24 protein-coding genes are annotated in these 24,049 nt (G+C 72.2%); 22 read left to right on the forward strand and 2 right to left on the reverse strand.

Annotation, left to right across the window (positions count from 1 at the left end):
• Nucleotides 1-77: 77 nt before the first annotated feature.
• From FBY23_RS11230 to FBY23_RS11335, 22 genes are all read left to right on the forward strand, one after another.
• Entirely contained in the window at nucleotides 78-1,019 is a 942-nt protein-coding gene (locus FBY23_RS11230) for an NADP-dependent oxidoreductase (protein WP_160158221.1), read from the forward strand.
• A gap of 103 nt (nucleotides 1,020-1,122) precedes the next feature.
• On the forward strand, nucleotides 1,123-2,427 hold the full coding sequence (locus FBY23_RS11235; protein ID WP_141798223.1) for a homoserine dehydrogenase: 1,305 nt from the start codon (nucleotides 1,123-1,125) through the stop codon (nucleotides 2,425-2,427).
• 2 nt (nucleotides 2,428-2,429) lie between these two features.
• Nucleotides 2,430-3,521, forward strand: a complete 1,092-nt coding sequence (gene thrC, locus FBY23_RS11240) for a threonine synthase (protein ID WP_141798224.1) — start codon at nucleotides 2,430-2,432, stop codon at nucleotides 3,519-3,521.
• Nucleotides 3,518-4,441: a homoserine kinase gene (gene thrB / locus FBY23_RS11245; RefSeq protein WP_141798225.1), complete on the forward strand. Its 924-nt coding sequence runs from the start codon at nucleotides 3,518-3,520 to the stop codon at nucleotides 4,439-4,441. The genes thrC and thrB overlap by 4 nt, the downstream gene beginning before the upstream one ends.
• Nucleotides 4,442-4,623: 182 nt before the next feature.
• Nucleotides 4,624-6,498 carry a transcription termination factor Rho gene (gene rho / locus FBY23_RS11250; RefSeq protein WP_186348226.1) on the forward strand — a complete coding sequence of 625 codons (1,875 nt, stop codon included), beginning with the start codon at nucleotides 4,624-4,626 and terminating at the stop codon, nucleotides 6,496-6,498.
• 123 nt (nucleotides 6,499-6,621) lie between these two features.
• Nucleotides 6,622-6,837, forward strand: a complete 216-nt coding sequence (rpmE, locus tag FBY23_RS11255) for a 50S ribosomal protein L31 (protein WP_141798226.1) — start codon at nucleotides 6,622-6,624, stop codon at nucleotides 6,835-6,837.
• 157 nt (nucleotides 6,838-6,994) lie between these two features.
• Nucleotides 6,995-8,068 carry a peptide chain release factor 1 gene (gene prfA, locus FBY23_RS11260; protein ID WP_141798227.1) on the forward strand — a complete coding sequence of 358 codons (1,074 nt, stop codon included), beginning with the start codon at nucleotides 6,995-6,997 and terminating at the stop codon, nucleotides 8,066-8,068.
• Entirely contained in the window at nucleotides 8,068-8,955 is an 888-nt protein-coding gene (gene prmC, locus FBY23_RS11265) for a peptide chain release factor N(5)-glutamine methyltransferase (protein WP_141798228.1), read from the forward strand. Before prfA ends, prmC begins: the two co-directional genes overlap by 1 nt.
• Nucleotides 8,952-9,656, forward strand: coding sequence for an L-threonylcarbamoyladenylate synthase (locus FBY23_RS11270; protein WP_260805906.1), 705 nt, complete (start codon nucleotides 8,952-8,954; stop codon nucleotides 9,654-9,656). Before prmC ends, FBY23_RS11270 begins: the two co-directional genes overlap by 4 nt.
• The gene (locus FBY23_RS11275) at nucleotides 9,649-10,818 is read left to right on the forward strand and encodes a glycosyltransferase family 4 protein (protein WP_141798230.1); all 1,170 of its coding nucleotides are present in this window, start codon (nucleotides 9,649-9,651) and stop codon (nucleotides 10,816-10,818) included. The genes FBY23_RS11270 and FBY23_RS11275 overlap by 8 nt, the downstream gene beginning before the upstream one ends.
• A gap of 70 nt (nucleotides 10,819-10,888) precedes the next feature.
• Nucleotides 10,889-11,335 (forward strand): hypothetical protein, encoded by a 447-nt coding sequence (locus FBY23_RS11280; RefSeq protein WP_141798231.1) that lies wholly within the window; start codon nucleotides 10,889-10,891, stop codon nucleotides 11,333-11,335.
• 30 nt (nucleotides 11,336-11,365) lie between these two features.
• Nucleotides 11,366-11,629 carry an AtpZ/AtpI family protein gene (locus FBY23_RS11285; RefSeq protein ID WP_141798232.1) on the forward strand — a complete coding sequence of 88 codons (264 nt, stop codon included), beginning with the start codon at nucleotides 11,366-11,368 and terminating at the stop codon, nucleotides 11,627-11,629.
• Between the two features lie 16 nt (nucleotides 11,630-11,645).
• The gene (gene atpB, locus FBY23_RS11290) at nucleotides 11,646-12,443 is read left to right on the forward strand and encodes a F0F1 ATP synthase subunit A (RefSeq protein ID WP_260805907.1); all 798 of its coding nucleotides are present in this window, start codon (nucleotides 11,646-11,648) and stop codon (nucleotides 12,441-12,443) included.
• 65 nt (nucleotides 12,444-12,508) lie between these two features.
• Nucleotides 12,509-12,727 carry an ATP synthase F0 subunit C gene (gene atpE / locus FBY23_RS11295; protein WP_036542107.1) on the forward strand — a complete coding sequence of 73 codons (219 nt, stop codon included), beginning with the start codon at nucleotides 12,509-12,511 and terminating at the stop codon, nucleotides 12,725-12,727.
• Between the two features lie 45 nt (nucleotides 12,728-12,772).
• Nucleotides 12,773-13,336 (forward strand): F0F1 ATP synthase subunit B, encoded by a 564-nt coding sequence (locus FBY23_RS11300; RefSeq protein ID WP_141798233.1) that lies wholly within the window; start codon nucleotides 12,773-12,775, stop codon nucleotides 13,334-13,336.
• Nucleotides 13,336-14,142 carry a F0F1 ATP synthase subunit delta gene (locus FBY23_RS11305; protein ID WP_260805908.1) on the forward strand — a complete coding sequence of 269 codons (807 nt, stop codon included), beginning with the start codon at nucleotides 13,336-13,338 and terminating at the stop codon, nucleotides 14,140-14,142. Before FBY23_RS11300 ends, FBY23_RS11305 begins: the two co-directional genes overlap by 1 nt.
• A 62-nt stretch (nucleotides 14,143-14,204) precedes the next feature.
• On the forward strand, nucleotides 14,205-15,842 hold the full coding sequence (gene atpA / locus FBY23_RS11310) for a F0F1 ATP synthase subunit alpha (protein WP_141798234.1): 1,638 nt from the start codon (nucleotides 14,205-14,207) through the stop codon (nucleotides 15,840-15,842).
• Nucleotides 15,843-15,845: 3 nt separating this feature from the next.
• On the forward strand, nucleotides 15,846-16,760 hold the full coding sequence (locus FBY23_RS11315; protein ID WP_141798235.1) for a F0F1 ATP synthase subunit gamma: 915 nt from the start codon (nucleotides 15,846-15,848) through the stop codon (nucleotides 16,758-16,760).
• A 32-nt stretch (nucleotides 16,761-16,792) separates the two neighbouring features.
• Nucleotides 16,793-18,247: a F0F1 ATP synthase subunit beta gene (gene atpD / locus FBY23_RS11320; protein WP_141798236.1), complete on the forward strand. Its 1,455-nt coding sequence runs from the start codon at nucleotides 16,793-16,795 to the stop codon at nucleotides 18,245-18,247.
• Nucleotides 18,248-18,249: 2 nt separating this feature from the next.
• A complete protein-coding gene (locus FBY23_RS11325) occupies nucleotides 18,250-18,657 on the forward strand; it encodes a F0F1 ATP synthase subunit epsilon (RefSeq protein ID WP_141798237.1) in 408 nt (135 codons plus the stop codon).
• Nucleotides 18,658-18,675: 18 nt separating this feature from the next.
• Nucleotides 18,676-19,125, forward strand: a complete 450-nt coding sequence (locus FBY23_RS11330) for a DUF2550 domain-containing protein (RefSeq protein ID WP_141798238.1) — start codon at nucleotides 18,676-18,678, stop codon at nucleotides 19,123-19,125.
• Complete coding sequence (locus tag FBY23_RS11335; protein WP_141798239.1) at nucleotides 19,122-20,744, forward strand: serine/threonine-protein kinase; 1,623 nt, start codon at nucleotides 19,122-19,124, stop codon at nucleotides 20,742-20,744. Before FBY23_RS11330 ends, FBY23_RS11335 begins: the two co-directional genes overlap by 4 nt.
• Nucleotides 20,745-20,768: 24 nt before the next feature.
• Here the strand turns inward: FBY23_RS11335 and FBY23_RS11340 are convergent, their stop codons facing one another.
• Both FBY23_RS11340 and FBY23_RS11345 read right to left on the reverse strand, forming a co-directional pair.
• Complete coding sequence (locus tag FBY23_RS11340; protein WP_141798240.1) at nucleotides 20,769-22,856, reverse strand: transglutaminaseTgpA domain-containing protein; 2,088 nt, start codon at nucleotides 22,854-22,856, stop codon at nucleotides 20,769-20,771.
• Nucleotides 22,853-24,037 carry a DUF58 domain-containing protein gene (locus tag FBY23_RS11345; protein ID WP_141798241.1) on the reverse strand — a complete coding sequence of 395 codons (1,185 nt, stop codon included), beginning with the start codon at nucleotides 24,035-24,037 and terminating at the stop codon, nucleotides 22,853-22,855. The genes FBY23_RS11340 and FBY23_RS11345 overlap by 4 nt, the downstream gene beginning before the upstream one ends.
• Between the last annotated feature and the right edge of the window lie 12 nt (nucleotides 24,038-24,049).

Below are 24,049 nucleotides of genomic sequence, written 5' to 3' on the forward strand. Positions count from 1 at the left end.
ATCTGGCCACTGGTGAGCGCGGGCGGCGGCCGGGAGGCTGGAGGCTCCGCAGGACACACGAACGAGAAGGAGCAGTCATGCGTGCAGTGCGCTACACCGCGGCCGGCGCCGCAGCCGACGTCATCGAGCTGGTGGAGGTCGCCGATCCGGTCCCCGCGGACGACGAGGTGCTCGTCCGGGTCGGGGCCGTCGGGCTGAACCCGGTCGACGTCAAGATCCGCGCGGCGGGCAGCGACTTCGGGCCGATCGAGTACTCGCCGCTCCCCGGCTGGGACGTCGCCGGTGAGGTGGCGGCCGTCGGTGCTGCGGTGACGTCGTTGGAGGTCGGCGACGCCGTGTTCGGCCTGGCCCGCTTCCCGCACGCGGCACACACGCTCGCCGAGCTGGCCGTCGTACCCGCGGCGGACCTCGCGAAGGCACCCACGTCCTGGAAGGTCGAGCAGCAGGGCGCTGCTCCGCTGGCCGTCCTCACCGCGTGGCACGCCTTCGAGGCGGCCGGTCTCGTCGGCGACGCGACCGGCCGGCGGGTGCTGGTCCTCGGAGGCGCCGGCGGCGTGGGCCACCTCGCCATCCAGGTCGCGAAGGCCCGCGGGGCACACGTGATCGCCACGGCCAGCCCCGCCAAGCACGCGGTCCTGGCCGGCCTCGGCGCCGACGAGCTGGTCGACTACCGCGATGCCGAGGCGCTTGCCGCCGTCGAACCCGTCGACGTCGTCCTCTCGACGGTGAGTGACGGCGTCCCGCCGCTGGGCGCGGTCCGGCAGGGCACCGCGGTCGTCACGATCACGGCGTTCCCCGACGGCGCGGTCGAGGCACTGCGTGCGGCCGGGGCGACGGGGCTCGAGCGGATCATGGTCACGGCCGACGGAGCCGCCCTCGCCGAGGTCGCCGCCCTGGCCGACGCCGACCGGCTCACCGTCCTCGTCGACGGAGCCTTCCCGCTCGACCAGGTCGTCGCCGCACAGGAGCGGCTGGAGACCGGGCGGGTGACGGGCAAGGTCGTCGTCACGGTGCCCTGAACCGAGTCCCGACCGGAGTCCCGACCCGGGCCGGAGCACCGCAAGGTGTCCGCGTTCTGCCGTCCCTGACGGGAGGGTCGACTGTCGCCGATACGATCAGCGGGTGAACAGTCCTCTCAAGGTTGCCGTGCTCGGCTGCGGTTCCGTGGGGTCGCAGGTGGTGCGGCTCCTCGGCGAGCAGGCCGACGACCTTGCGGCCCGGGTCGGGGCCCCCGTGGAGCTGGTCGGCGTCGCCGTACGTCGCCTCGACAGCCCGCGCGAGGTCGAGGTGCCGGCCGGGCTGCTCACGACGGACGCCGCGGCGCTGGTCGCCCGCGACGACGTCGACGTGGTGGTCGAGGTGATCGGCGGCATCGAGCCGGCGCGGTCCCTGATCCTGTCGGCGCTCGAGCACGGCGCGTCGGTCGTCACCGCCAACAAGGCGCTGTTGGCCGAGGACGGGGCGACGCTCTTCGAGGCCGCCGAGAAGGCCGGGCGCGACCTCTACTACGAGGCCGCCGTCGCCGGTGCCATCCCGATCCTGCGGCCGCTGCGCGAGTCGCTCGCCGGCGACAAGGTGACCAGGGTGCTCGGCATCGTCAACGGCACCACCAACTTCATCCTCGACAAGATGGACACCTCGGGTGCGGGCTTCGGCGACGCGCTGGAGGAGGCCCAGGCTCTCGGGTACGCCGAGGCGGACCCGACCGCCGACGTCGAGGGCTTCGACGCCGCGGCGAAGGCCGCGATCCTCGCGAGCCTGGCGTTCCACTCGCGGGTTACCGCCAACGACGTGCACCGCGAGGGCATCACCGACGTCAGCGCCGGCGACGTCCGCTCGGCGCGCGACATGGACAGCGTCGTCAAGCTGCTCGCGATCGCCGAGCTGCTCGCCGACGAGAACGGCGAGGAGGCGGTCAGCGTCCGCGTGCACCCGGCGATGATCCCGAGGTCGCACCCGCTGGCCAGTGTCCGCGAGGCCTACAACGCGGTCTTCGTCGAGTCCGAGGCCGCCGGCCAGCTGATGTTCTACGGCCCCGGCGCCGGTGGCTCCCCGACCGCGAGCGCCGTCCTCGGCGACCTCGTCACGGTCGCGCGCAACCACCGCCAGGGCACTCGCGGCGTCGGTGAGTCGGCGTACGCCGACCGGGCGGTGCTGCCGATGGGGGAGACCCGCACGCGCTACCACGTCGCCATCGACGTCGACGACAAGGCGGGCGTGCTGGCGGCGGTCGCCCTGGCGTTCGCCGAGCACGGGGTGTCGATCCAGACCGTTCGTCAGGAGGGGCGGGGCGACGACGCCCAGCTCGTCGTCGTCTCGCACGAGGCCACGGACGCGGCGCTCGCCGCGACCGTCGACCACCTGCGTGACATGGACATCGTGCGCGAGGTCACCTCGGTGATGCGCGTCGAGGGAACCGAAGAGTGAGCATGAGCACGAGGCCTACCGACCGGGCAAGCGGGCAGTGGCGCGGCGTCATCGAGGAGTACCGCGAGCTTCTCGACATCCCCCAGGACACCCCGGCGGTGACGCTGCGTGAGGGCGGCACCCCGCTGGTCCACTCCGAGTGGCTCTCCGGTTTGACCGGTGCCCAGGTCTGGCTCAAGGTCGAGGGCAACAACCCGACCGGCTCGTTCAAGGACCGCGGCATGACCACGGCCCTGTCGGTCGCCGTCCACGAGGGCGCCAAGGCCGTCGTGTGCGCGTCGACCGGCAACACGTCCGCGTCGATGGCCGCGTACGCCGCCAAGGCCCGTGTCACGCCGATCGTGCTGGTGCCCGAGGGCAAGATCGCCGCCGGCAAGATGGCGCAGGCCGTGCTTCACGGCTCGCAGGTCATCCAGGTGCGCGGCAACTTCGACGACTGCCTGCGGATGGCCCGCGAGATGGCGTGGAAGTACCCCGTCGCCCTGGTCAACTCGGTCAACCCGGCCCGCCTCGAGGGCCAGAAGACGGCGGCGTTCGAGATCGTCGACTTCCTCGGCGACGCCCCCGACTACCACCTGCTGCCGGTCGGCAACGCCGGCAACATCTCGGCGTACTGGCTCGGCTACACGCAGTACGCCGGCCTCGGCCGTGCCACCAAGAAGCCCGTCATGCGTGGCTTCCAGGCCGAGGGCGCGGCCCCGCTGGTGACCGGCGAGCCGTTCCCCGACCCCGAGACCCGCGCGACCGCGATCCGGATCGGCAACCCCGCGTCCTGGAAGCTCGCCGAGGCGGCCCGCGACGAGTCCGGCGGCCGGTTCGCCGCCGTCTCCGACGGGCAGATCCTCGCCGCGCAGAAGGCGCTCGCCGCCAACGACGGCGTCTTCGTCGAGCCCGCCTCGGCCGCCGGCATCGCCGGCCTGCTCGCCGAGCTCGAGGCGGGGGAGTCCTACACCGGAACCACCGTCGCGATCACCGTCACCGGCCACGGCCTCAAGGACATCGCCACCGCCCTCGACGGCCTGGTGCTGCCCGACGTCGTGGTCGACGCGGACGTCGACGCCGCCGCAGCGGCCGCGGGCCTCTGGCACCGATGACCTTCGTGGAGGGCCCGGTCCGGGTCCGGGTGCCCGCGACGTCGGCCAACCTCGGCCCCGGCTTCGACACCCTCGGCCTCGCCCTCGACCTGCACGACCGCCTCGAGGCCGAGGTGCTGCCCGGCGGGCTCGTCGTCGAGGTGAGGGGGTACGGCGAGGGCCAGGTCCCGCTCGACGAGAGGCACCTCGTGGTCCGGGCGATGCGCGCGACCTTCGACCGCCTCGGCACGCAGCCCACCGGTCTGCGGCTGTCCTGCACCAACGTCATCCCGCACGCCCGCGGGCTCGGCTCGTCGTCGGCCGCGATCGTCGCCGGCGTGTGGCTGGCCCGCGAGCTGGTCGCCGGCGGACGGCTGCTGCTCGACGACGCCGCGCTGCTCGACCTCGCCGCCCGGCTCGAGGGCCACCCCGACAACGTCGCCCCGGCGTTGCTGGGCGGCTTCGTGATCTCCGGCCAGGACGCCGACGGCTCCTTCTGGGCTGTCCCCGGCAGCGTCGACCCTCGGGTGGGCGCGGTCGTGTTCGTGCCGACCACCCCGGTCGAGACCGAGGCCGCGCGTGGGCTGCTGCCGGCCGCCGTACCCCATGCCGACGCGGCGGCCAACGCCGGTCGTGCCGCCCTCCTCGTCGCCGCCCTGTCGGGACACCCCGAGGAGCTGCTGCGGGCGACCGAGGACCGGCTGCACCAGGAGTACCGACGCCCCGCGATGCCCGAGAGCCTCGCCCTCGTCGAGGCGCTGCGTGCCGACGGCATCCCGGCCGTCATCTCCGGGGCCGGCCCGACCGTGTTGGCCTTCACCGACGGTCCCGGCTCGATTGCCACCGAGGAGCTCCTCGCCCGTTGCCCGCAGGGGTGGGGCGGGCACGCACTGGCCGTGGCCGGCACCGGCGCCGCGCCGGACGAGCCCGGAGCCCGGTGATCTCCGCCACCGTGGTGGTACATTGACGCAGCGCCGCAGTTCTCGGCGCCCCGGCGGGCTCGATCCGCCCCTCTTCCAGGATCGACTGGCCAACGGCCGGACGTTCCTTCGTAGAACCAGACCAGTGCGTGTTCCGCCGTCGTTGGATCGCGGAACCCACGAGATACGTGGGAAGGACTCACGTGACCGAAACTCCCGACTCCACCGCGCCTGCCGCCACCGCGGCCCCGAAGAAGCGCACGGGTGGGCTCAACGCCATGCTCCTCGCCGACCTCAAGGCGATGGCGAGCGGCATGGGCATCCGCGGCGCCGGCTCGATGAAGAAGGCCGCCCTCGTCGAGGCGATCAAGGCCACCCAGGCCGGAGCGGCCACGCAGCGCAGCGCGCCGGCCGAGAAGCCCGAGTCGGCCCCCAAGTCGGAGGCGCCGAAGGCCGAGGCGCCCAAGGCCGAGGCGCCCAGGACCGACGCCCCGAAGGCGGAGGCGCCGCGGGCGGAGAAGACCGAGCCGCGGACGGAGCCCAAGGCCGAGCAGCCGAAGGGCCAGCAGCCGAAGGTTGAGCAGCCCAAGGCCGAGCAGTCCAAGGCCGAGCAGCCCAAGGCCGAGCGGCCCAAGGCCGAGCAGCAGGAGCCCAAGGCCCAGCAGCAGAAGCAGCAGCAGGGCCAGCGCCAGCAGAAGCAGAACCAGCAGGGCGGCCAGAACCAACAGAAGCAGGGCGGCCAGCAGAACAAGCAGGACCAGCCCCAGCAGAACAAGCAGGGCCAGAACCAGCAGCAGGACCAGGCCCGTCCCGCGGCCGCCGCCCCCGGTGGTGACCACGACGACGCCGACGACGACGGTGACGGCGAGGGCGGCAGCCGCCGCAACCGGCGCCGCCGGGGTCGTGACCGCGACCGCACGAACCGTGCCGGTCGCGAGCCCGACACCGAGGTGCGCGAGGACGACGTCCTGGTCCCGGCCGCCGGCATCCTCGACGTCCTCGACAACTACGCGTTCGTGCGCACCGGTGGCTACCTCGCCGGCCCCGACGACGTCTACCTGTCGCTCTCGATGGTCCGCAAGTACGGCCTGCGCCGTGGTGACGCGATCGCCGGCCAGGTCCGCCAGCCGCGCGACGGCGAGCGCCGCGAGAAGTTCAACCCGATGGTCCGCATCGAGTCGGTCAACGGCGTCGACCCCGAGCAGGCGAAGAACCGGGTCGAGTACACCCAGCTCACCCCGGTCTCGCCGACCGAGCGGCTGCGCCTCGAGACCGGCCAGGACGACCTGACCGGCCGGCTCATCGACATGGCGGCGCCGGTCGGCAAGGGCCAGCGCGGCCTGATCGTCTCGCCCGCCCGGGCCGGCAAGACCACGCTGCTGCAGTCGATCGCCAACGCGATCACGGCCAACAACCCCGAGTGCCACCTCATGGTCGTCCTCGTCGACGAGCGTCCCGAGGAGGTCACCGACTTCGAGCGCTCGATCAAGGGCGAGGTCATCGCGAGCACCTTCGACCGCCCGGCGATCGACCACACCACGGTCGCCGAGCTGGCCGTCGAGCGGGCCAAGCGCCTGGTCGAGCTGGGCCACGACGTCGTCATCCTGCTCGACGGGCTGACCCGGCTGGGCCGCGCGTACAACCTGGCGGCCCCCGCCAGCGGCCGGATCCTGTCCGGCGGCGTAGACTCCTCGGCGCTGTTCCCGCCGAAGCGGTTCTTCGGCGCGGCCCGCAACATCGAGAACGGCGGCTCGCTGACCATCCTCGCCACCGTGGTCGTCGACTCCGGCTCCCGCGTCGACGAGGTGATCTTCGAGGAGCTGCGCGGCACCGAGAACCTCGAGCTGCGCCTGCGCAGCGACTTCGCCGAGAAGCGGTTGTTCCCGGCGATCGACGTGGTCGCCTCGGGAACCCGGCGCGAGGAGCTCCTGCTCGGCAAGGAGGAGCTCGAGATCGTCTGGAAGCTGCGCCGCGAGCTGGCCGACGGCGACCGCGCCGAGTCGCACGCCGCCCTCCTGCAGCGGCTGCGGAACTCGCGTACCAACTACGAGTTCCTGCTCCGCGTCCAGCGCGACTGACCTGGGGCCGGGCACGGCCGCCCGGCATTTGGGTGGCGGGGACGTCGCCCGTAGAATCGACTGTTGGCTCCGGTTCACGCTCCACAACCCGTGCTGCGACCCGGACCCCCGTGAGAGGACACCATGAAGAAGGACATCCACCCCGAGTACGTCGTGACCCAGGTGACCTGCACCTGTGGCGCCTCGTTCACCACCCGCAGCACCGCGACGTCCGGCACGATCCACGCCGACGTGTGCTCGCAGTGCCACCCGTTCTACACCGGCAAGCAGAAGATCCTCGACACCGGCGGCCGCGTGGCCCGCTTCGAGGCCCGCTACGCCAACGTCGGCAAGAAGTAGCCGTCTCCGAGCGCCGGTCGTCCGCCCCGTGCGGATGGCCGGCGCTTGTCGTTCCCCGGCACTTGTCGGGGTTCTCATGCACTTGTCAGGCGTTGCAACCCCCAACAAGTGCATGAATCCCCGGCCGGCCGGGGATTCATGCAGCCGAGGAGACCAGGTGTTCGAAGCCGTCGAGGGCATGCTCGCCGAGCACGCCGAGCTCGAGTCGAGGCTGGCGCTGCCCGAGACCCACGCCGACGCCCGGCTGGCCCGCACCCTCAACCGGCGCTACGCCGAGCTCAACGCGGTGATCGCGGCCTGGCGCGAGTGGCAGCGGTACGGCGACGACGCGGACGCCGCGCGTGAGCTGGCCGCCGACGACCCCGCGTTCGCCGAGGAGGTCGAGACCCTCCTCGTCCAGCGCGAGGACGCGGCCGAGCGGCTGCGCCGGCTCCTGGTTCCCCGCGATCCCGCCGACGACAAGGACGTGCTGCTCGAGGTGAAGTCGGGGGAGGGCGGCGAGGAGAGCGCGCTGTTCGCCGGCGACCTGCTTCGCATGTACGCGAGGTACGCCGAGCGCCGCGGCTGGAAGACCGAGGTCCTCGACGCGACCGAGTCCGACCTGGGCGGCTACAAGTCCGTCACCGTGGCGGTCAAGAGCACCGGGAGCGCCGAGCCCGGACAGACGCCGTACGCCCTGCTCAAGTTCGAGGGCGGGGTGCACCGGGTGCAGCGGGTACCCGTCACCGAGTCGCAGGGCCGGATCCACACCAGCGCCGCCGGCGTGCTCGTGATGCCGGAGGCCGAGCAGGTCGACGTCGAGGTCAACGAGAACGACCTGCGCATCGACGTCTTCCGCTCCTCGGGCCCCGGTGGCCAGAGCGTCAACACGACCGACTCGGCGGTGCGGATCACCCACCTCCCGACCGGCATCGTGGTCAGCTGCCAGAACGAGAAGTCGCAGCTGCAGAACAAGGAGCAGGCGATGCGCATCCTGCGGGCCCGGCTGCTCCAGGCCGCGCAGGAGGCCGCCGACGCCGAGGCCAGCGACGCCCGCCGCAGCCAGGTCCGCACCGTCGACCGGTCGGAGCGGATCCGCACCTACAACTTCCCGGAGAACCGGATCTCCGACCACCGCACCGGCTACAAGGCCTACAACCTCGACCAGGTGCTCGACGGCGACCTCCAGCCCGTCCTCGACTCCTGCGTCGAGGCCGACATGGCCGCCCGCCTGGCCGCCCTCGAGGACTGATGGGCACGACCAGGGAGCTGCTCCGCGACGCCGCCGACCGGCTCCGGGCAGCCGGGGTCGCGAGCCCCGAGCACGACGCCGGCGAGCTGCTCGCCCACGTCCTCGGCACCACCCGCGGTCAGCTCCTCCTCGCCCCCGAGCCCAGCTCCGCCCACGCCCAGCGGTACGACGACCTGCTGGCCCGCCGCGCCGCCCGGGAGCCACTGCAGCACCTCCTCGGAGCGGCCTGGTTCCGGCACGTCGAGGTCGCGGTCGGGCCGGGCGTGTTCGTCCCGCGACCCGAGACCGAGCTGCTCGCCGGCTGGGCGATCGAGCACGCCGCCGCCATCGCGGCGACCGGGGTGCAGCCGGTCGTCGTCGACCTGTGCACCGGCTCCGGGGTGATCGCGAAGAGCATCGCTGATGAGGTTCCGTCGGCGCGGGTGCACGCCGTCGAGCTGGACCCGCCCGCCCACGCCTGGGCCGAGCGCAACCTCGCCGGCACCGGCGTCGAGCTGCGCATCGGCGACCTCGCCACCGCCTTCGACGACCTCGCCGGCCGGGTCGACGTCCTGGTCAGCAACCCGCCCTACGTGCCGCTGGAGGCGTGGGAGTCGGTGGCCGTCGAGGCCCGCGACCACGACCCGCACCTCGCGCTGTTCTCCGGTGACGACGGGCTCGACGCGATCCGCGTCATCGCCACCCGCGGCCTGGTGCTGCTCAAGCCCGGCGGGGTCGTCGGCGTGGAGCACGCCGACGTCCAGGGCGAGTCCGCGCCGGCCGTGTTCAGCAGGGGCGCGCGCTGGGAGGAGGTCCGCGACCACCGCGACCTCGCCGGCCGGCCGCGGTTCACCACGGCACGCCGCCCACGCCACGACCACGACGCAGTGGAAGGATGGAGCGCGTGAGTGCCGAGCGGTTCCCGACCGAGACCGACGAGGAGCGCGAGGCGGCGCTGGACGCGGCGAGTCGCGCCGTCCGGCTGGGCCGCCTGGTCGTGCTCCCCACCGACACCGTCTACGGCGTCGGCGCCGACGCCTTCGACCCCGACGCCGTCGCGCGGCTGCTGGCCGCCAAGGGGCGGGGCCGCGAGATGCCGCCGCCGGTCCTGGTCGGCACGAAGGGCACCCTCGAGGCGCTCGCGACCCGGGTGCCGTCGTACGTCGCCCCGCTGGTCGAGCGGTTCTGGCCCGGTGCCCTGACCCTCGTGTGCCACCAGCAGCCGTCGCTGCAGTGGGACCTGGGGGAGACCCGCGGCACGGTCGCGATCCGGATGCCCGACCACGCCGTCGCCCGCGAGCTGCTCGACCGCACCGGTCCGCTCGCGGTGAGCTCGGCCAACCTCTCCGGCAGCCCGGCGGCCCTCGACGCCGACGGCGCGATCGCGATGCTGGGGGAGTCGGTCGCGGTCGTCGTCGACGCGGGCGCCTCGCCCGGCGGCGTGGCATCCACCATCGTCGACGCCACCGGCGAGCGGCCTCGCCTGTTGCGCCTGGGCGCGATCCCCGTCGCCGACCTCGACGCCGCCCTCGCCGACCTCGGCGTCACCGTCCAGGTCGAGCCCGACGACCAGCCGGACGCTCAGGAGGCCGCGCCCACCGATGCGTGAGTACCTCGTCGTCTTCCTCGTCGCCGCGATCGTCACCTACCTGCTGACGGTCGTCGCCCGGGAGATCGCGCTGCGCACGGGTGCGGTCGCGAAGGTGCGCGACCGCGACGTCCACGCCGAGCCGATCCCGTACCTCGGGGGACTGGCGATGCTCGGCGGCCTGTGGGCGGCGTACCTCGTCGCCCAGCAGCTGCCGTTCCTGAGCACCCGCAACCCGTTCTCGGACGACGCGCTCTCGGTGCTGGTGGCCGGCACCCTGGTCTGCGCGGTCGGCGTGGTCGACGACATCTTCGACCTCGACGCGCTCACCAAGTTCGGTGGCCAGGTGCTGGCGGTGGGGGTGCTGGTCTATGCCGGCATCCAGTTCAAGTACTTCTACCAGGCCACCGGCGAGGTCTTCTCCCTCGACCTGGCCCAGGGGGCACTGCTCACCGCCTTCGTCGTCCTGGCCACGGTCAACGCGGTCAACTTCATCGACGGACTCGACGGCCTGGCCGCCGGCGTCATCGGCATCAGCGCGTCGGCCTTCTTCCTGTTCTGCTACGCCCTCTCGGTCCTCAACGACGTCAGCCGGGCGACCACCGGGGCGTTGCTGTCGGCCGCGCTGGCCGGCGCGTGCGTCGGCTTCCTGGTCCACAACTTCCACCCGGCCCGGCTGTTCATGGGCGACAGCGGGTCGATGTTGATCGGCCTGGTCCTCTCGGCCACCGCGATCACGATCACCACCCAGTTCGCGCCCGGCGACCTCGCCCAGGGCGCCGACGGCACCCGGTCGAGCCTGCTGCCGGTGCTGCTGCCGTTCGCGCTGCCGATCCTGATCCTGATCGTGCCGCTGGGCGACCTGGTGCTGGCCGTCGTACGACGCACGCGGGCCGGGCGCTCGCCGTTCGCCCCCGACAAGCAGCACCTCCACCACCGCCTGCTCGAGATCGGCCACTCCCACCGCCGCGCGGTGATCATCATGTGGCTGTGGGCCGGGCTGATCGCCTTCGGCGTGGTCCTGGCCAGCGTCTTCACCGGCCCCGCGGTGTGGGCCGCACTGGGCGTGAGCCTGGTCGTGACCCTCGTCCTCACCTTCGCGCTGCCCCACGTGCACGACCCGGCGGAGGCCGCCAAGGAGCTCGATCCGACCCCCGATTCGGAGCCTTCCGGGACTTTGTGATAACTTTCACGAACTCCCGGAGAGCAATCTCCGAGACCGCCCAGGACGCACCCGAGCAGAACGGCCGCCGATGCTGACGACCGAGACCCGGACACACCGCATGGTGTTGCGTGCGGCCCTGGTGGCCGCCGCGGCCGCGGTGCTCCTCATCGCGGTCGCCGCTCTCGTCGCCGGCTCGTCCGCAGCGCTCGGCGCCGCCGTCGGGGGAGTGATCGCCGTGGGCGTCTTCGCCTTCGGTTCCTTCGCCGTCGAGCTCGTCTCGCGGCTGATGCCGACCGCCTCGCTGCTCTTCGCGATGCTCACCTACACCTTCCAGGTGGTGGCCATGGCGCTGGTGTTCGTCGCGCTCAACGAGTCCGGCCTCCTGGACGACGAGCTCGACAGCACCTGGGTCGGCATCGCCATCATCCTCGGCGCCCTCGTGTGGATGACGGTGCAGATCGTGGTCGCCACGACGGCCCGGATCCCGGCCTTCGAGCCGCGTCCCGGTGCCCCGGTCGAGGGCGGTGCGCGATGACCCGGAGCTGCTGCTATTGTCCGGGGCGCAATGAGTCAGCCCGAGGAGAAGCCCCAGGGCGACCCGTGGCATGCGTTCGGCTACGTCGTGGCCGGGGTCGCGTTCTACGGCTTCCTCGGGTGGCTCGCAGACCGCTGGCTGGGCACCACGTTCCTCGTTGCGGTGGGCATTCTCGCGGGTGCCGCGCTGGGGATCTTCATGACAGCCAGGCGGTTCCGCACGATGCCTCTTGCAGCACCCGAAGCACCGGCTCCACCCGACAGCCCGAAGCCCGACAGTTCCGACGAGCAGTGACCGTAGAGGAGACCTGGTGATCACCGCAGCCAGCGCCACCATCGCCGCCGAGGGTGGAGAGGGCTTCCACGCCCCCGGCCCCAGCCTGTTCGACCTGCCCGGCATCGCCGGCACCGAGGTCACCAAGCCGATGGTCCAGCTGTTCCTCGCCGCGATCCTCGTGTTCGGCTTCTTCTTCCTGGCCGCCCGCAAGCGTGCGCTGGTCCCCGGCAAGCTCCAGTTCGCCGGCGAGGGCGCCTACGGCTTCGTCCGCAACAGCGTCGCCCGCGACATCATCGGCAGCCACGACTTCCAGAAGTTCGTGCCGTACCTCGTCACGGTCTTCTTCTTCATCCTGGTCAACAACCTGTTCGCGACCATCCCGTTCATCCAGTTCCCGACGTTCAGCCGCGCCGGCATGGCCTACGCGCTGGCCGGCCTGTCCTGGGTCGTCTACAACGGCGTCGGCATCGCGAAGCACGGCTTCCTGGGCTACCTCAAGCTGCAGAGCGTGCCGTCGGGCGTCAGCCCCGCGATGTACCCGCTGCTGGTCCCGCTGGAGTTCTTCTCCAACATCCTGGTCCGCCCGGTCACGCTGGCCCTGCGTCTGTTCTGCAACATGTTCGCCGGCCACATCCTGCTGGCGCTGTTCGCGACCGGTGGTCTCTACCTCATCGAGCACGTCGGCGGGATCGGCTACGTCGCCGGCCCCCTGGCCTGGGTGCTCGCGATCCTGGTGAGCTTCCTGGAGATCCTGGTCCAGTTCCTGCAGGCCTACGTGTTCGTCCTGCTGAACGCCATGTACATCCAGGGCGCGCTCGCCGACGAGCACTGACGCTCCGCTCCGACCACAACCCCACAGTTCTCACCAAGAGAAAACAACCCGAAAGGAAAGTAGCCATGGGTGGCTCTCTCAACATGATCGGTTACGGCCTGGCTGCCATCGGCCCGGGTATCGGCATCGGTCTCATCTTCGCCGCGTACATCAACGGCGTTGCCCGCCAGCCCGAGGCGCAGAGCCGCCTCCAGTCGATCGCGATCCTCGGCTTCGCGCTCGCCGAGGCCCTCGCCATCATCGGCATCGCGCTCGCGTTCGTCCTCAAGGCCAGCAACACCTGAGCCGAACCGGCCGCCTCCTGTCAGCTCGAGATCTAGGTCAGGTCCATGAAGTCACTTTTGGTCATCGCCGCCGCTGAGGCCGAGGAGCACAACCCCCTCGTCCCCGAGTGGATCGAGGTCGTGCTCGCCCTCGTCGTGTTCGCGATCCTGTTCTTCGCCATCAAGAAGTTCGTCGTCCCGAACTTCGAGAAGACGTTCGCCGAGCGCTCGCAGGCGATCGAGGGCGGCATCGCCGCGGCTGCGACCAAGCAGGCCGAGGCGGACGCCAAGCTGGCCGAGCTCGAGCAGCAGCTGGCCGACGCCCGTCACGAGGCCGCGCGCATCCGCGAGGAGGCGCGCGAGCAGGGTGCCGCGATCGTGGCCGAGATGCGGGAGCAGGCCCAGGCCGAGTCCACCCGCATCCTCGAGCACGGCAAGGCGCAGATCGAGGCCGAGCGCCAGCAGGCGGTCACCTCGCTCCGTGCCGAGGTGGGCTCTCTCGCCACCGGTCTCGCCGGTCGCATCGTGGGTGAGTCGCTGGAGGACGACGAGCGCCAGGCTCGCGTCGTCGAGCGGTTCCTCGCCGAGCTCGAGACGGCCGAGGCCGCCGACGCGGGCAAGGACGCCTGATGGTGTCCTTCCGCGGCGCCTCGGCAGACGCCATGGCCGCCCTCACCGACCAGGTCGGTGGGGTGGCCGAGGCGTCGGCCTCGACGGTCGCCGGCGACCTGTTCGCCGCGGCCCGCACCGTGCGGGCCGAGGCGGCGCTGCGTCGGGTCGTCACCGACCAGTCGGTCCCGGCCGAGGCCCGTGCGGGTCTGGTCGGCGACCTGTTCGCCGGCAAGGTCGACGCGGCCACGACCGGTCTGCTGCGTGACGCGGCCGCCCGGCGCTGGACCCGCCCCCGCGACCTCGCCGACGCCCTCGAGCAGCTCGGCGTGATCGCCGCCGTCCGGTCCGTCGGCCTCCAGGCCGGCACGCTGGTCGACGAGCTGTTCGCCGTGCGTCAGCTCGTCAACGGGGACCACGGCCTGCGCGACGCGCTGTCCGACCCGGTCCGCTCCGCGGTCGACAAGGGCGCGCTCGTCGAGACCCTGCTCACCGGCAAGGTGCTCCCGACGACCGTGCAGCTGGTCAAGCAGGCCCTGTCCGGCTCCTACCGCACCGTCGTCGCCGCGCTCGAGGACTACGAGCGCACCGCGGCCCAGGTGCAGGGCGAGGGCGTCGCCACGGTGTACGTCGCCCGCCCGCTCACCGAGGCCGACCAGCGGCGCCTCGCCGCCGCACTGACGCGCCAGTACGGCCGTCCGGTGCACCTCAACATCGTCGTCGACGCCGGCGTGCTCGGCGGCATGAAGGTGGAGATCGGGGACGACGTCATCGACGGAACCGTCCTGGCCCGCCTCGACGACGCTCGCCGCAAGATCGCCGGCTGACCCCGCCGATCGCCGTACCACCCACGACTTCACAGCTGTAGACAAGAGAGAAGGCACCAGAGATGACGGAACTCTCCATCCGTCCGGACGAGATCCGCGACGCCCTCGCCAAGTATGTCGCCGACTTCCAGCCCGCGGCCGCGAGCAAGGAAGAGGTCGGCACCGTCGCCTCCGCCGCGGACGGCATCGCCCGCGTGTCGGGCCTCCCGTCGGCGATGGCGAACGAGCTCCTCGAGTTCGAGGACGGCACGCTCGGCCTCGCGCTGAACCTCGAGGACCGCGAGATCGGTGTCGTCATCCTCGGTGACTTCGACAAGATCGAGGAGGGCCAGACGGTCCGCCGCACCGGCGAGATCCTCTCGGTCCCCGTGGGCGAGGGCTACCTCGGCCGCGTGGTCGACCCGCTCGGCAAGCCGATCGACGGCCTCGGCGAGATCGCCACCGAGGGTCGTCGCGCCCTCGAGCTCCAGGCTCCCGGCGTGATGATGCGCAAGTCGGTCCACGAGCCGCTCGCCACCGGCATCAAGGCCATCGACTCGATGACCCCGATCGGCCGCGGCCAGCGCCAGCTGATCATCGGCGACCGCGCCACCGGCAAGACCACGGTCGCGATCGATACGATCATCAACCAGAAGCAGAACTGGGAGTCGGGCGACCCGACCAAGCAGGTCCGCTGCATCTATGTCGCCATCGGCCAGAAGGGCTCGACCATCGCCTCCGTGCGTGGCGCCCTCGAGGAGGCCGGCGCCCTGGAGTACACCACGATCGTGGCGGCTCCGGCGTCCGACAGCGCGGGCTTCAAGTACCTCGCCCCCTACACCGGCTCGGCCATCGGCCAGCACTGGATGTACGACGGCAAGCACGTCCTCATCGTGTTCGACGACCTGACCAAGCAGGCCGAGGCCTACCGCGCCGTGTCGCTGCTGCTGCGCCGCCCGCCGGGCCGTGAGGCCTACCCGGGTGACGTCTTCTACCTGCACTCCCGCCTGCTGGAGCGCTGCGCGAAGCTGTCCGACGAGCTCGGCGCGGGCTCGATGACCGGCCTGCCGATCATCGAGACCAAGGCCAACGACGTCTCGGCGTTCATCCCGACCAACGTCATCTCGATCACCGACGGCCAGATCTTCCTGCAGTCGGACCTGTTCGCGGCCAACCAGCGCCCGGCCATCGACGTCGGCATCTCGGTCTCCCGCGTCGGCGGCGCGGCGATGACCAAGGCGATGAAGGCCGTCACCGGCTCGCTCAAGGTCGACCTCGCGCAGTACCGCGCGATGGAGGCCTTCGCGATGTTCGCCTCGGACCTCGACGCCGCGTCGAAGCAGCAGCTGGCCCGCGGCCAGCGGCTGATGGCGCTGCTCAAGCAGCCGGCCTACTCGCCGTACCCGCTGGCCGACATGACCGTCTCGCTGTGGCTCGGCACCTCGGGTCGCCTCGACGTCGTCGACACCGGCGACGTGCTGCGCTTCGAGCGCGAGTTCCTCGACTACCTGCACCGCTCGCACGACGGCATCCTGGCCGCCATCCGCGAGACGCAGAAGTTCGAGGACGAGGACGGCCTCGCGGCGGCGTACGACTCCTTCCTGACCCAGTTCGAGACCTCCGAGGGCGGCAGCATCAAGGTCGGGCACGAGCCCGAGGCCGAGGCGCTCGCCGACGACGAGCTCGAGCAGGAGCAGATCGTCAAGCAGAAGCGGGGCTGACGCATGGCCGTATCGCTGCGTGAGTACCGCGCGCGGATCAAGTCGACGGAGTCGATGAAGAAGATCACGCGCGCCATGGAGCTCATCGCTGCGTCCCGGATCATCAAGGCGCAGCAGCGGGCGCAGGCGGCAGCGCCGTACGCCCGGGAGCTGACCCGTGCCGTGTCCGCGGTGGCGACGTTCTCGAACGTCGACCACCCGCTGACGCGGGAGGAGGAGAACCCGAAGCGCGCGGCGGTCCTGGTCATCACCAGCGACCGTGGTCTCGCGGGGGCCTACTCCTCGAGCGTCATCAAGGAGACCGAGCGGCTCGCCGAGCGTCTCCGGTCCGAGGGCAAGGAGCTCGACTTCTACCTCGCCGGACGCAAGGCCGAGGCGTACTTCAAGTTCCGCGGTCGTCCCTACATCCAGGCCTGGACCGGCTTCTCCGACCAGCCGACCTACGACAAGGCGGCTGAGATCGGCGCGGCGCTGATCGAGGCCTTCCTCAAGGAGCAGGGCGAGGACGGCGACGTGGACGAGGTCCACGTGGTCTACACCCGGTTCCGCTCGATGCTCACCCAGGAGCCGACCGCGATCCGGCTGCTGCCGCTCGAGGTCGTCGAGGGCGAGGAGGCCCCCGAGGCCGACGAGCTGCTGCCGCTCTACGAGTTCGAGCCGTCGGCGGCCCAGGTGCTCGACGGACTGCTGCCGCAGTACGTCCAGAGCCGGATCTTCTACGCTCTCCTGCAGGCGGCGGCCTCCGAGCTCGCCGCCCGCCAGAAGGCGATGAAGTCGGCGACCGACAACGCCGAGGAGCTGATCAAGAAGCTCACCCGGATCGCCAACCAGGCGCGCCAGGCGGGCATCACCCAGGAGATCAGCGAGATCGTCGGTGGCGTGAACGCGCTCGCCGACGCCCAGGCTGCGAACGACTGACCCACCAGAGAAAACACCAAACGGAGTAAGACATGACTGCAACGGTTGAAGAGACCACCGCCAGCGGTGCGGCCTCGGTGGGTCGGATCGCTCGGGTCATCGGCCCGGTCGTGGACATCGAGTTCCCGACCGACGCGATGCCCGAGATCTACAACAAGCTCGAGGCCGAGATCACCCTCGACGGCGAGACCTCGGTCCTGCCGCTCGAGGTGGCCCAGCACATCGGCGACGGCATGGTCCGCGCCATCTCCCTGAAGCCGACCGACGGCCTGGTCCGCGGCCAGACCGTGACCGACACGGGCAGCCCGATCAGCGTCCCCGTCGGCGACGTCACCCTCGGCAAGGTGTTCAACGCCACCGGCGACTTCCTCAACCTCGAGCCGGGTGAGACCGTCGAGGTGACCGAGCGGTGGGGCATCCACCGCAAGGCGCCGGCCTTCGACCAGCTCGAGTCGAAGACCCAGATGTTCGAGACCGGCATCAAGGTCATCGACCTGCTCGCGCCGTACGTCACCGGTGGAAAGATCGGCCTGTTCGGTGGTGCCGGTGTCGGCAAGACCGTGCTCATCCAGGAGATGATCGCGCGCGTCGCCAAGAACCACGGTGGTGTGTCGGTGTTCGCCGGTGTGGGCGAGCGCACCCGTGAGGGCAACGACCTGATCGTGGAGATGCAGGAGGCCGGCGTCTTCGACAAGGTCGCCCTGGTCTTCGGCCAGATGGACGAGCCGCCGGGCACGCGTCTTCGCGTCGCCCTGTCCGCGCTGACGATGGCGGAGTACTTCCGCGACGTGCAGGGCCAGGACGTGCTGCTGTTCATCGACAACATCTTCCGGTTCACCCAGGCCGGCTCCGAGGTGTCCACCCTGCTCGGCCGCATGCCGTCCGCGGTGGGCTACCAGCCCAACCTGGCCGACGAGATGGGCACGCTGCAGGAGCGGATCACCTCGACCCGCGGTCGCTCGATCACCTCGATGCAGGCGATCTACGTCCCCGCGGACGACTACACCGACCCGGCTCCGGCGGCGACCTTCGCCCACCTCGACGCGACGACCGAGCTCTCCCGTGAGATCGCGTCGCTGGGTATCTACCCGGCCGTCGACCCGCTGACCTCGACCTCGCGGATCCTCGACCCGCAGTACATCGGTCAGGCGCACTACGACTGCGCGATCCGCATCAAGCAGATCCTGCAGCGCAACAAGGAGCTCCAGGACATCATCGCGATCCTCGGTGTCGACGAGCTCTCCGAAGAGGACAAGATCATCGTGTCCCGCGCGCGTCGTATCCAGCGGTTCCTGTCGCAGAACACCTACGTCGCCAAGCAGTTCACCGGCATCGAGGGCTCGACCGTGCCCGTGGCCGAGACCATCGAGGCGTTCAACAAGATCGCCGACGGTGAGTACGACCACGTCGCCGAGCAGGCCTTCTTCATGTGCGGTGGACTCGACGACGTCGAGCGCAACTGGGCCGAGATCCAGAAGAGCCTCTGATCATGGCTGACACGACGGTCGAGCACCTGCACGTCGAGCTCGTCGCTGCGGACCGGACCGTGTGGTCCGGTGACGCGGCGATGATCATTGCGCGCACGCTCGACGGAGACATCGGCGTGCTGCGCGGCCACGCGCCCACGCTGTCGCTGCTCTCCGCCTCGGTGGTGGAGATCCAGGTCGCGAACTCCAACCAGCTCGTGGTCGTCGCCGTGGACGGTGGCTTCCTGTCGGTGGCCAACGACCGCGTGTCGATCCTGGCCGAGCGGGTCGAGCTGGCCGAGGACATCGAGGTGTCCCAGGCGCGCATCGACCTCGAGGAGGCCAAGCGGCTGCTCGACTCGAGCAACGAGGCGGAGCAGCGCGTCCGTCACGCCGAGGCGCGGATCCGCGCCGCGGAGAAGGTCTCGTAGAAGGTCACTGATACGCAGATGGCATGGTGGGAGTGGCTGCTCGACATCTGTGGCGCGCTCCTGCTCCTGTGTGTGCTGTACGGCGCCGGACTCATCGTCCGGCGCCGTACGCTCTCCCGGCACGGTGGCACCTTCGAGTTGAGCCACCGGCTGCGGACCGGGACGTCCGGGCGGGGCTGGGTCCTCGGCCTCGGGCGCTACTCGGGGGAGACCCTGGAGTGGTTCCGCATCTTCACCCTCTCGCCGCGACCGAAGCGGGCCTGGCGCCGTGACGAGCTCGAGTACGACGGACGCCGCGAGCCGGTCGGCACCGAGCAGGCCTCGCTGTACCCCGACCACCTCGTCATCCGCTGCCACTCGTCGCAGGGCGAGGTCGAGCTCGCGATGAGCGTCTCGTCGCTGACCGGGTTCCAGTCCTGGCTCGAGGCGATGCCGCCCGGCACGGACTGGAACCGCGCCCGGTCATGAGCGACGACATCTCGGACAGCGCCTGGCGACCGCCGGACCATCCCGCCGACCCGGTGGAGGCGCTGGACGGCTACACCGGCCTGGTCGCGATCGGCCGGGGCGGCGACTCCGTGGTCTATCGGGCCCGCGAGGCCGCGCTGGGCCGTGACGTCGCGATCAAGGTGCTGCTCGTCGACGACGAGAAGCGGTTCGCCCGGTTCGCCCGCGAGGTCCAGATCAGCGTCGACCTCGGCCGCCAGCACCCCAACATCGTCACGATCCTCGCGACCGGCACCACCGCCTCGGGCCGGCCCGCGATCGTGATGGACCTTGCCGAGGGCGGCACCTTGCACGACCGGCTCGTGTCCCACGGTCCGCTGCCGGCCGAGGAGGTGGGCCGGATCGGCGAGGTGCTCGCCGACGCACTGGCCTTCGCCCACGCCCGGGGCGTCCTGCACCGCGACGTGAAGCCGCAGAACGTGCTCGTGCTGCCGACGTCGTGGGTGCTCACCGACTTCGGCATCGCCCGGCTGGCCGGCTCCGAGCACACCGACTCCGCCGAGCACTTCACCTACCGGCACGCGGCGCCGCAGATCCTCGACGGGCACCCGCCGACCGCCGCCGACGACATCTGGTCGCTCGGCTCCACGCTCTACACGCTGCTCGACGGGCGGCCGCCGTTCGCGAGCGACGACGTCGACGAGGACTCCGCGCTGGCCTACCTGCGCCGCGCCCGCACCGAGCCCTACCGCCCGCTCACCACACCGGGCTCCGAGCGGATCGCGCCGATCATCGACCGCTGCCTGGCCAAGGACGTCGCCGAGCGGTGGTCGTCCGCCGAGGCGCTGCGCGACGCCCTCGCGGGCCTGCGCAGCTCGGCTTGGGCACCCCGGGCGACGACCGCGACCGTGGCGCCCGGAGCGCCGGCCGAGCCCGACCGCACGCCGACCGCACCCCGCTCCGCGACGCCCGCGCCCGCTCCTTCCGCGCCCGCCGTGCCTGCCGCGGTACCGTCGTCGCCGCCCGTCGCGCTCTCGGTCGCCGCGCACGCCCCGGTCGAGCGCGACGACGCCCCCACGGGGGTGGGGCGACCCGACCAGGACGCCACGGGCGCACCCCCGTCCGGTCCGGAGGCGCCCGCGCCCGCCGGTGCCGGGGACACGCGGGGACCCTCGCAGCGTCGCACCGCACTCGTGCTCGGCGGCATCGCCCTGGTCGTGGGCCTGGCCCTCGGCGTGGGCGGCGCGATCCTGCGCAACGACGACCCGGAGACCACGCCGAAGGACACGCCCGCCCCGACCGGCGCCGACATCCCGTCCCTGTCGACCTCGCCGACCTCGGTGCCGACGTTCAGCGGTGACCCGAACCCCGAGCTCGCGGTCGTGCTGACCCGTCTCGATGCCGAGGGCGCTTCGGGTCTCGACCTGGCCTGGACCGACCCCAGCAAGGGGGAGGGCACCTTCGTGCTCCACCAGGTCGCGCCGGACGCGGACCTGGTCGCGACCTTCCCCGCGGGCAGCACCCGGGGCGAGACGGTGCACGCGCTCCCGGCGGGGCGCAGCTGCTACTTCCTCACGGTGCACCTGGTCGACGGCGACTTCGGCGTCTCCAACCGCCGCTGCGTCGACCGCGAGTCCTGACCGGACCCGACTCCGGCGAAGTGATCAGCGGCGCCAGACCCTCGGATCCAGGTGCCACCACCAGCGCCGCCACCGCGGCCGGACCCGTCGTACGGCGCGGCGCACCTCCCGCACCGCTGCCGGGACCTCCGCCGGGACCTCCTTGCGGGCGTCGCCGGCCGGGACCGGCGCGTAGGCGGCCCGCTCCGCGGCGCGCGCCACGACCCGCGTCGTGGTCGTGCCGAGCCGGGTGTCGACGTCGTGGGCGATCTCGCTGGCGGGCTGACCCGCCGGCGGGCGGATCCCGGAGAGCCGCAGCGCATCGGTCACCTCGGTCCATGCGCCGATCGCGCCGCGCCGACGGTGCCGCGCGGAGCGGACCCGCCGGGCGACCAGCAGCAGGAGAGGGACGGCGAGGACGACGCCACCCAGCGTCCCCAGCAACCAGGGCGAGCCGGCACTGACGGCGGGGTCGGTGTGGTCCGGGTCGGGCGCGGCGTCCTTCGGCCCCTTGGGCGCGTCGGCCGGCGGCGTCGGGTCGTCCTCGGGACGGCGCTCCTTGGTCTCGACCGGCTGCGGCGGCGGGTCGTGGCTGAACGTGTCGTCGTCGGGCAGCGGGGAGAACGGCAGCCAGCCGTGGCCCTCGAAGTAGACCTCGGGCCACGCGAACGCGTCCTTGCCGGTGACCAGCCGCGAGCCGTCGGGCTGGTCGGTGCCCGGGCGGAAGCCGACCACGACCCGGGACGGCAGGCCCAGACAGCGGGCGACGACCGCGAACGCGCTGGCGAACTGCTCCGAGGTGCCTTCGCGAGCACCGCTGCGCCCCTCACGGCCGACCAGGAACGCGTCGAGGCGCCACAGCGCCGAGCCCGAGATCGCGTCGTACGACAGCCGGCTGCCGGTGCGGATGGTGTCCTCGATGGTCAGGGCCAGCTGGTAGGGCGTGCTGGCGGTGCCGGCGATCTGGCTGCAGTACTGCCGGATCCCCGCGGGCAGCGGAGGCAGCCGCGTGTAGCGTAGCGCGGCAGCGTCCTGGGGCACCGCGGCCGCGACCAGGACGGCCTCGTCGGGGGCGTCGATGCTCCCGGTGACGGCGTACTCCTTCGCGTCGTGGCCCTCGGGCCGCGCGAGCGTTCCCGTGGGTACGTCGACGAGGATCGCGGGGTCGCTGACCGTCGAGGGCTGTCCGGGCGTGGGGAGCCACGGACCCCGCAGGCCGGTGATGCGCACCTGCTGCGAGGCGGAGCGCTCGACCCGGCCGCGCGGCAACGGTGTCGTGCCGCCCGTGTCGAACGGCTGGTAGCGGGTGGCGGCGGTCCACTGCGTGCCGTCGTAGTCGTCGAGGACGACCAGCCGCAGCGGCACCCGGTCGCCGCGCACCTGCAGCAGCGACTCGTCGGGATGGGCCGCCCAGGCGCCGAGCTGGGTGAGCGGGTTGCTGGCCGCGACCTCGACGATCGGCGGGTCGACCAGGTCGCGCGGCTCGAACGGGTCGTCGACGGCGACCAGGGCCGAGGCGGCGAGCGCGACCACGCCGAGCGCGGCCAACGGGGCACCGACCCGGACCCGGGGGCGGACCGGCTCGCCTTGGTCGTCGACCACGGTCCAGCCGAGCACCGCGGTGACCAGCAGCGCGGCGGCCACGAGCCCCCACCGGTCGGCCGTCCCGCCGGTGAGGAGCAGGCCGGCGAGGTAGAGCACCGCGGCACCGACCAGCGGCTCGACGCGGAGCCGGCTGCGGGCGCGCAGCCCGACCAGCAGGGAGACCAGGCCGGTCAGCAGCATCGGCCCGACGAGCAGGTCGCCGCGCAGGGCGTAGGGGCGCGGCGAGGTCAGCAGCCGCGGCACCAGGTCGCGCAGCATCTCGCGGAACGACAGGTCGGCGCCCGCGGTGAGGACGTAGGCCGCCAGCAGCATGAGGAGCACGAGGACCGTCGCGGCGGCCCACCGCGACACCCCGACGCCGACCACCGCGCGCAGCAATGCGTACGGAAGCACCGCCGCGAGGGCGAGAAGAGGGAAGGCGAGGACCCCCTGCCAGGCGGTGGCGAGGGTGAGCGTGCCCAGCACCAGCAGCACCACGGGCAGCACGCCCTCGACGAGGGGGGTGCGGAAGCCGCGCGGACCGGTCATCGGGCCGCCACCCGGTCCCAGGCGGCCGCCAGGCCGGTGGAGTCGGTGCTGCGCACGACCAGCAGGCCGCCGTACTGCTCCACCGCGACGACCGGGGCAGGGTCGACGGCGGCGACGATGCGGGTGGGGGCGACGCCCAGCGCGAGCGACAGCTCGGCCAGGTCGGACCCGGCGCCGGTCACGACGACGGCGAGGTCGAGGTCGGCGTGCTCGATGTCGACCCGCAGGTCGTCGGCGGTCGTGTCGATCTCCGCGAACAGCAGCTCCAGCTCCTGCCCCTCGGGCCGTGGGTGGCGGGTCGCGGAGCCCGGCACCGTCACCGAGACCCGGCGGCTGGCGACCTGGAACCGGAGCGGGTGCCCGGCTTCGATGGTGAGCCGGCACAGGGCCGCCGCCAGCTCCACCGCGTCCTCGAACGGCTCGCCGGGCCCGGACCCGGGATAGCTCGCGGCGCGGTCGTCGAGGACCACGCACACGTGCGGCTCGGACGGCTCGGCGTCCTCGCGCACCATCAGGGTGCCGGTGCGGGCGCTGGTCGCCCAGTGCAGTCGGCGCAGGTCGTCGCCGATCGTGTACTCGTGCAGGCCGACCAGGTCGGTGCCGCCCAGCTCGGTGCTGTCGTCGCCGCCCGTCACCGCGCGACGGTGCCCGGCCGGCAACGTGGTCACCGGGACCCGGCGGGGGAGCACCCGGACGTGGTCGACGCTGCCGGTGCCGGCCGTGTGGGCCGCCATCCCGGTCAGCCCGACCGCACGCACCCGGACCGGACCGACGGCGACCAGGCCGCGGCGCGGGGTGGGGACCGGGTAGTCGAGGGTCGTGGTCGTGCGTCGCGCCTCCGGCGAGGAGCCCGCATCGGGCAGGTTCACGACCACCGGCTCACCGTCGACCAGGTCCACGGCGTCGACCCGCACCAGGGCGCGGCGCCGGGCGCCGTCGATGTGGAGCCGGGCCCGGCACTCGCCGTGGCGCACGACGACCCGCGGGCTCACCTCCCGGGTGGTGGTCACCGTCGTACGTCCCAGCACGCTGGCGAGCTCGGCGGCGACGAGGCCGAGGAGCAGCGCGCCGAGGACCGCCACCACCGGGTAGCGGCAGCCCAGCCCGGCGCCGAGCAGGACCAGGCCGAGCGCGGCGGTGCCGCGTCCGCGCCCGGTGAGTGTCCGCCACAGCGTCGCCATCGGTCGGTGGGC

This window comes from Nocardioides sp. SLBN-35 (assembly GCF_006715725.1).
Taxonomy (GTDB): Bacteria; Actinomycetota; Actinomycetes; order Propionibacteriales; family Nocardioidaceae; genus Nocardioides.

Bases quoted from the DNA above. Each gene is read 5' to 3' on its own strand.
- FBY23_RS11230 (WP_160158221.1), top strand. From the start codon at position 78: ATGCGTGCAGTGCGCTACACCGCGGCCGGCGCCGCAGCCGACGTCATC.
- thrC (WP_141798224.1), top strand. From the start codon at position 2,430: ATGAGCACGAGGCCTACCGACCGGGCAAGCGGGCAGTGGCGCGGCGTC.
- thrB (WP_141798225.1), top strand. From the start codon at position 3,518: ATGACCTTCGTGGAGGGCCCGGTCCGGGTCCGGGTGCCCGCGACGTCG.
- rpmE (WP_141798226.1), top strand. From the start codon at position 6,622: ATGAAGAAGGACATCCACCCCGAGTACGTCGTGACCCAGGTGACCTGC.
- prmC (WP_141798228.1), top strand. From the start codon at position 8,068: ATGGGCACGACCAGGGAGCTGCTCCGCGACGCCGCCGACCGGCTCCGG.
- FBY23_RS11275 (WP_141798230.1), top strand. From the start codon at position 9,649: ATGCGTGAGTACCTCGTCGTCTTCCTCGTCGCCGCGATCGTCACCTAC.
- FBY23_RS11280 (WP_141798231.1), top strand. From the start codon at position 10,889: ATGCTGACGACCGAGACCCGGACACACCGCATGGTGTTGCGTGCGGCC.
- FBY23_RS11285 (WP_141798232.1), top strand. From the start codon at position 11,366: ATGAGTCAGCCCGAGGAGAAGCCCCAGGGCGACCCGTGGCATGCGTTC.
- atpE (WP_036542107.1), top strand. From the start codon at position 12,509: ATGGGTGGCTCTCTCAACATGATCGGTTACGGCCTGGCTGCCATCGGC.
- FBY23_RS11300 (WP_141798233.1), top strand. From the start codon at position 12,773: ATGAAGTCACTTTTGGTCATCGCCGCCGCTGAGGCCGAGGAGCACAAC.
- FBY23_RS11305 (WP_260805908.1), top strand. From the start codon at position 13,336: ATGGTGTCCTTCCGCGGCGCCTCGGCAGACGCCATGGCCGCCCTCACC.
- atpA (WP_141798234.1), top strand. From the start codon at position 14,205: ATGACGGAACTCTCCATCCGTCCGGACGAGATCCGCGACGCCCTCGCC.
- FBY23_RS11315 (WP_141798235.1), top strand. From the start codon at position 15,846: ATGGCCGTATCGCTGCGTGAGTACCGCGCGCGGATCAAGTCGACGGAG.
- atpD (WP_141798236.1), top strand. From the start codon at position 16,793: ATGACTGCAACGGTTGAAGAGACCACCGCCAGCGGTGCGGCCTCGGTG.
- FBY23_RS11325 (WP_141798237.1), top strand. From the start codon at position 18,250: ATGGCTGACACGACGGTCGAGCACCTGCACGTCGAGCTCGTCGCTGCG.
- FBY23_RS11330 (WP_141798238.1), top strand. From the start codon at position 18,676: ATGGCATGGTGGGAGTGGCTGCTCGACATCTGTGGCGCGCTCCTGCTC.
- FBY23_RS11335 (WP_141798239.1), top strand. From the start codon at position 19,122: ATGAGCGACGACATCTCGGACAGCGCCTGGCGACCGCCGGACCATCCC.
- FBY23_RS11340 (WP_141798240.1), bottom strand. From the start codon at position 22,856: ATGACCGGTCCGCGCGGCTTCCGCACCCCCCTCGTCGAGGGCGTGCTG.
- FBY23_RS11345 (WP_141798241.1), bottom strand. From the start codon at position 24,037: ATGGCGACGCTGTGGCGGACACTCACCGGGCGCGGACGCGGCACCGCC.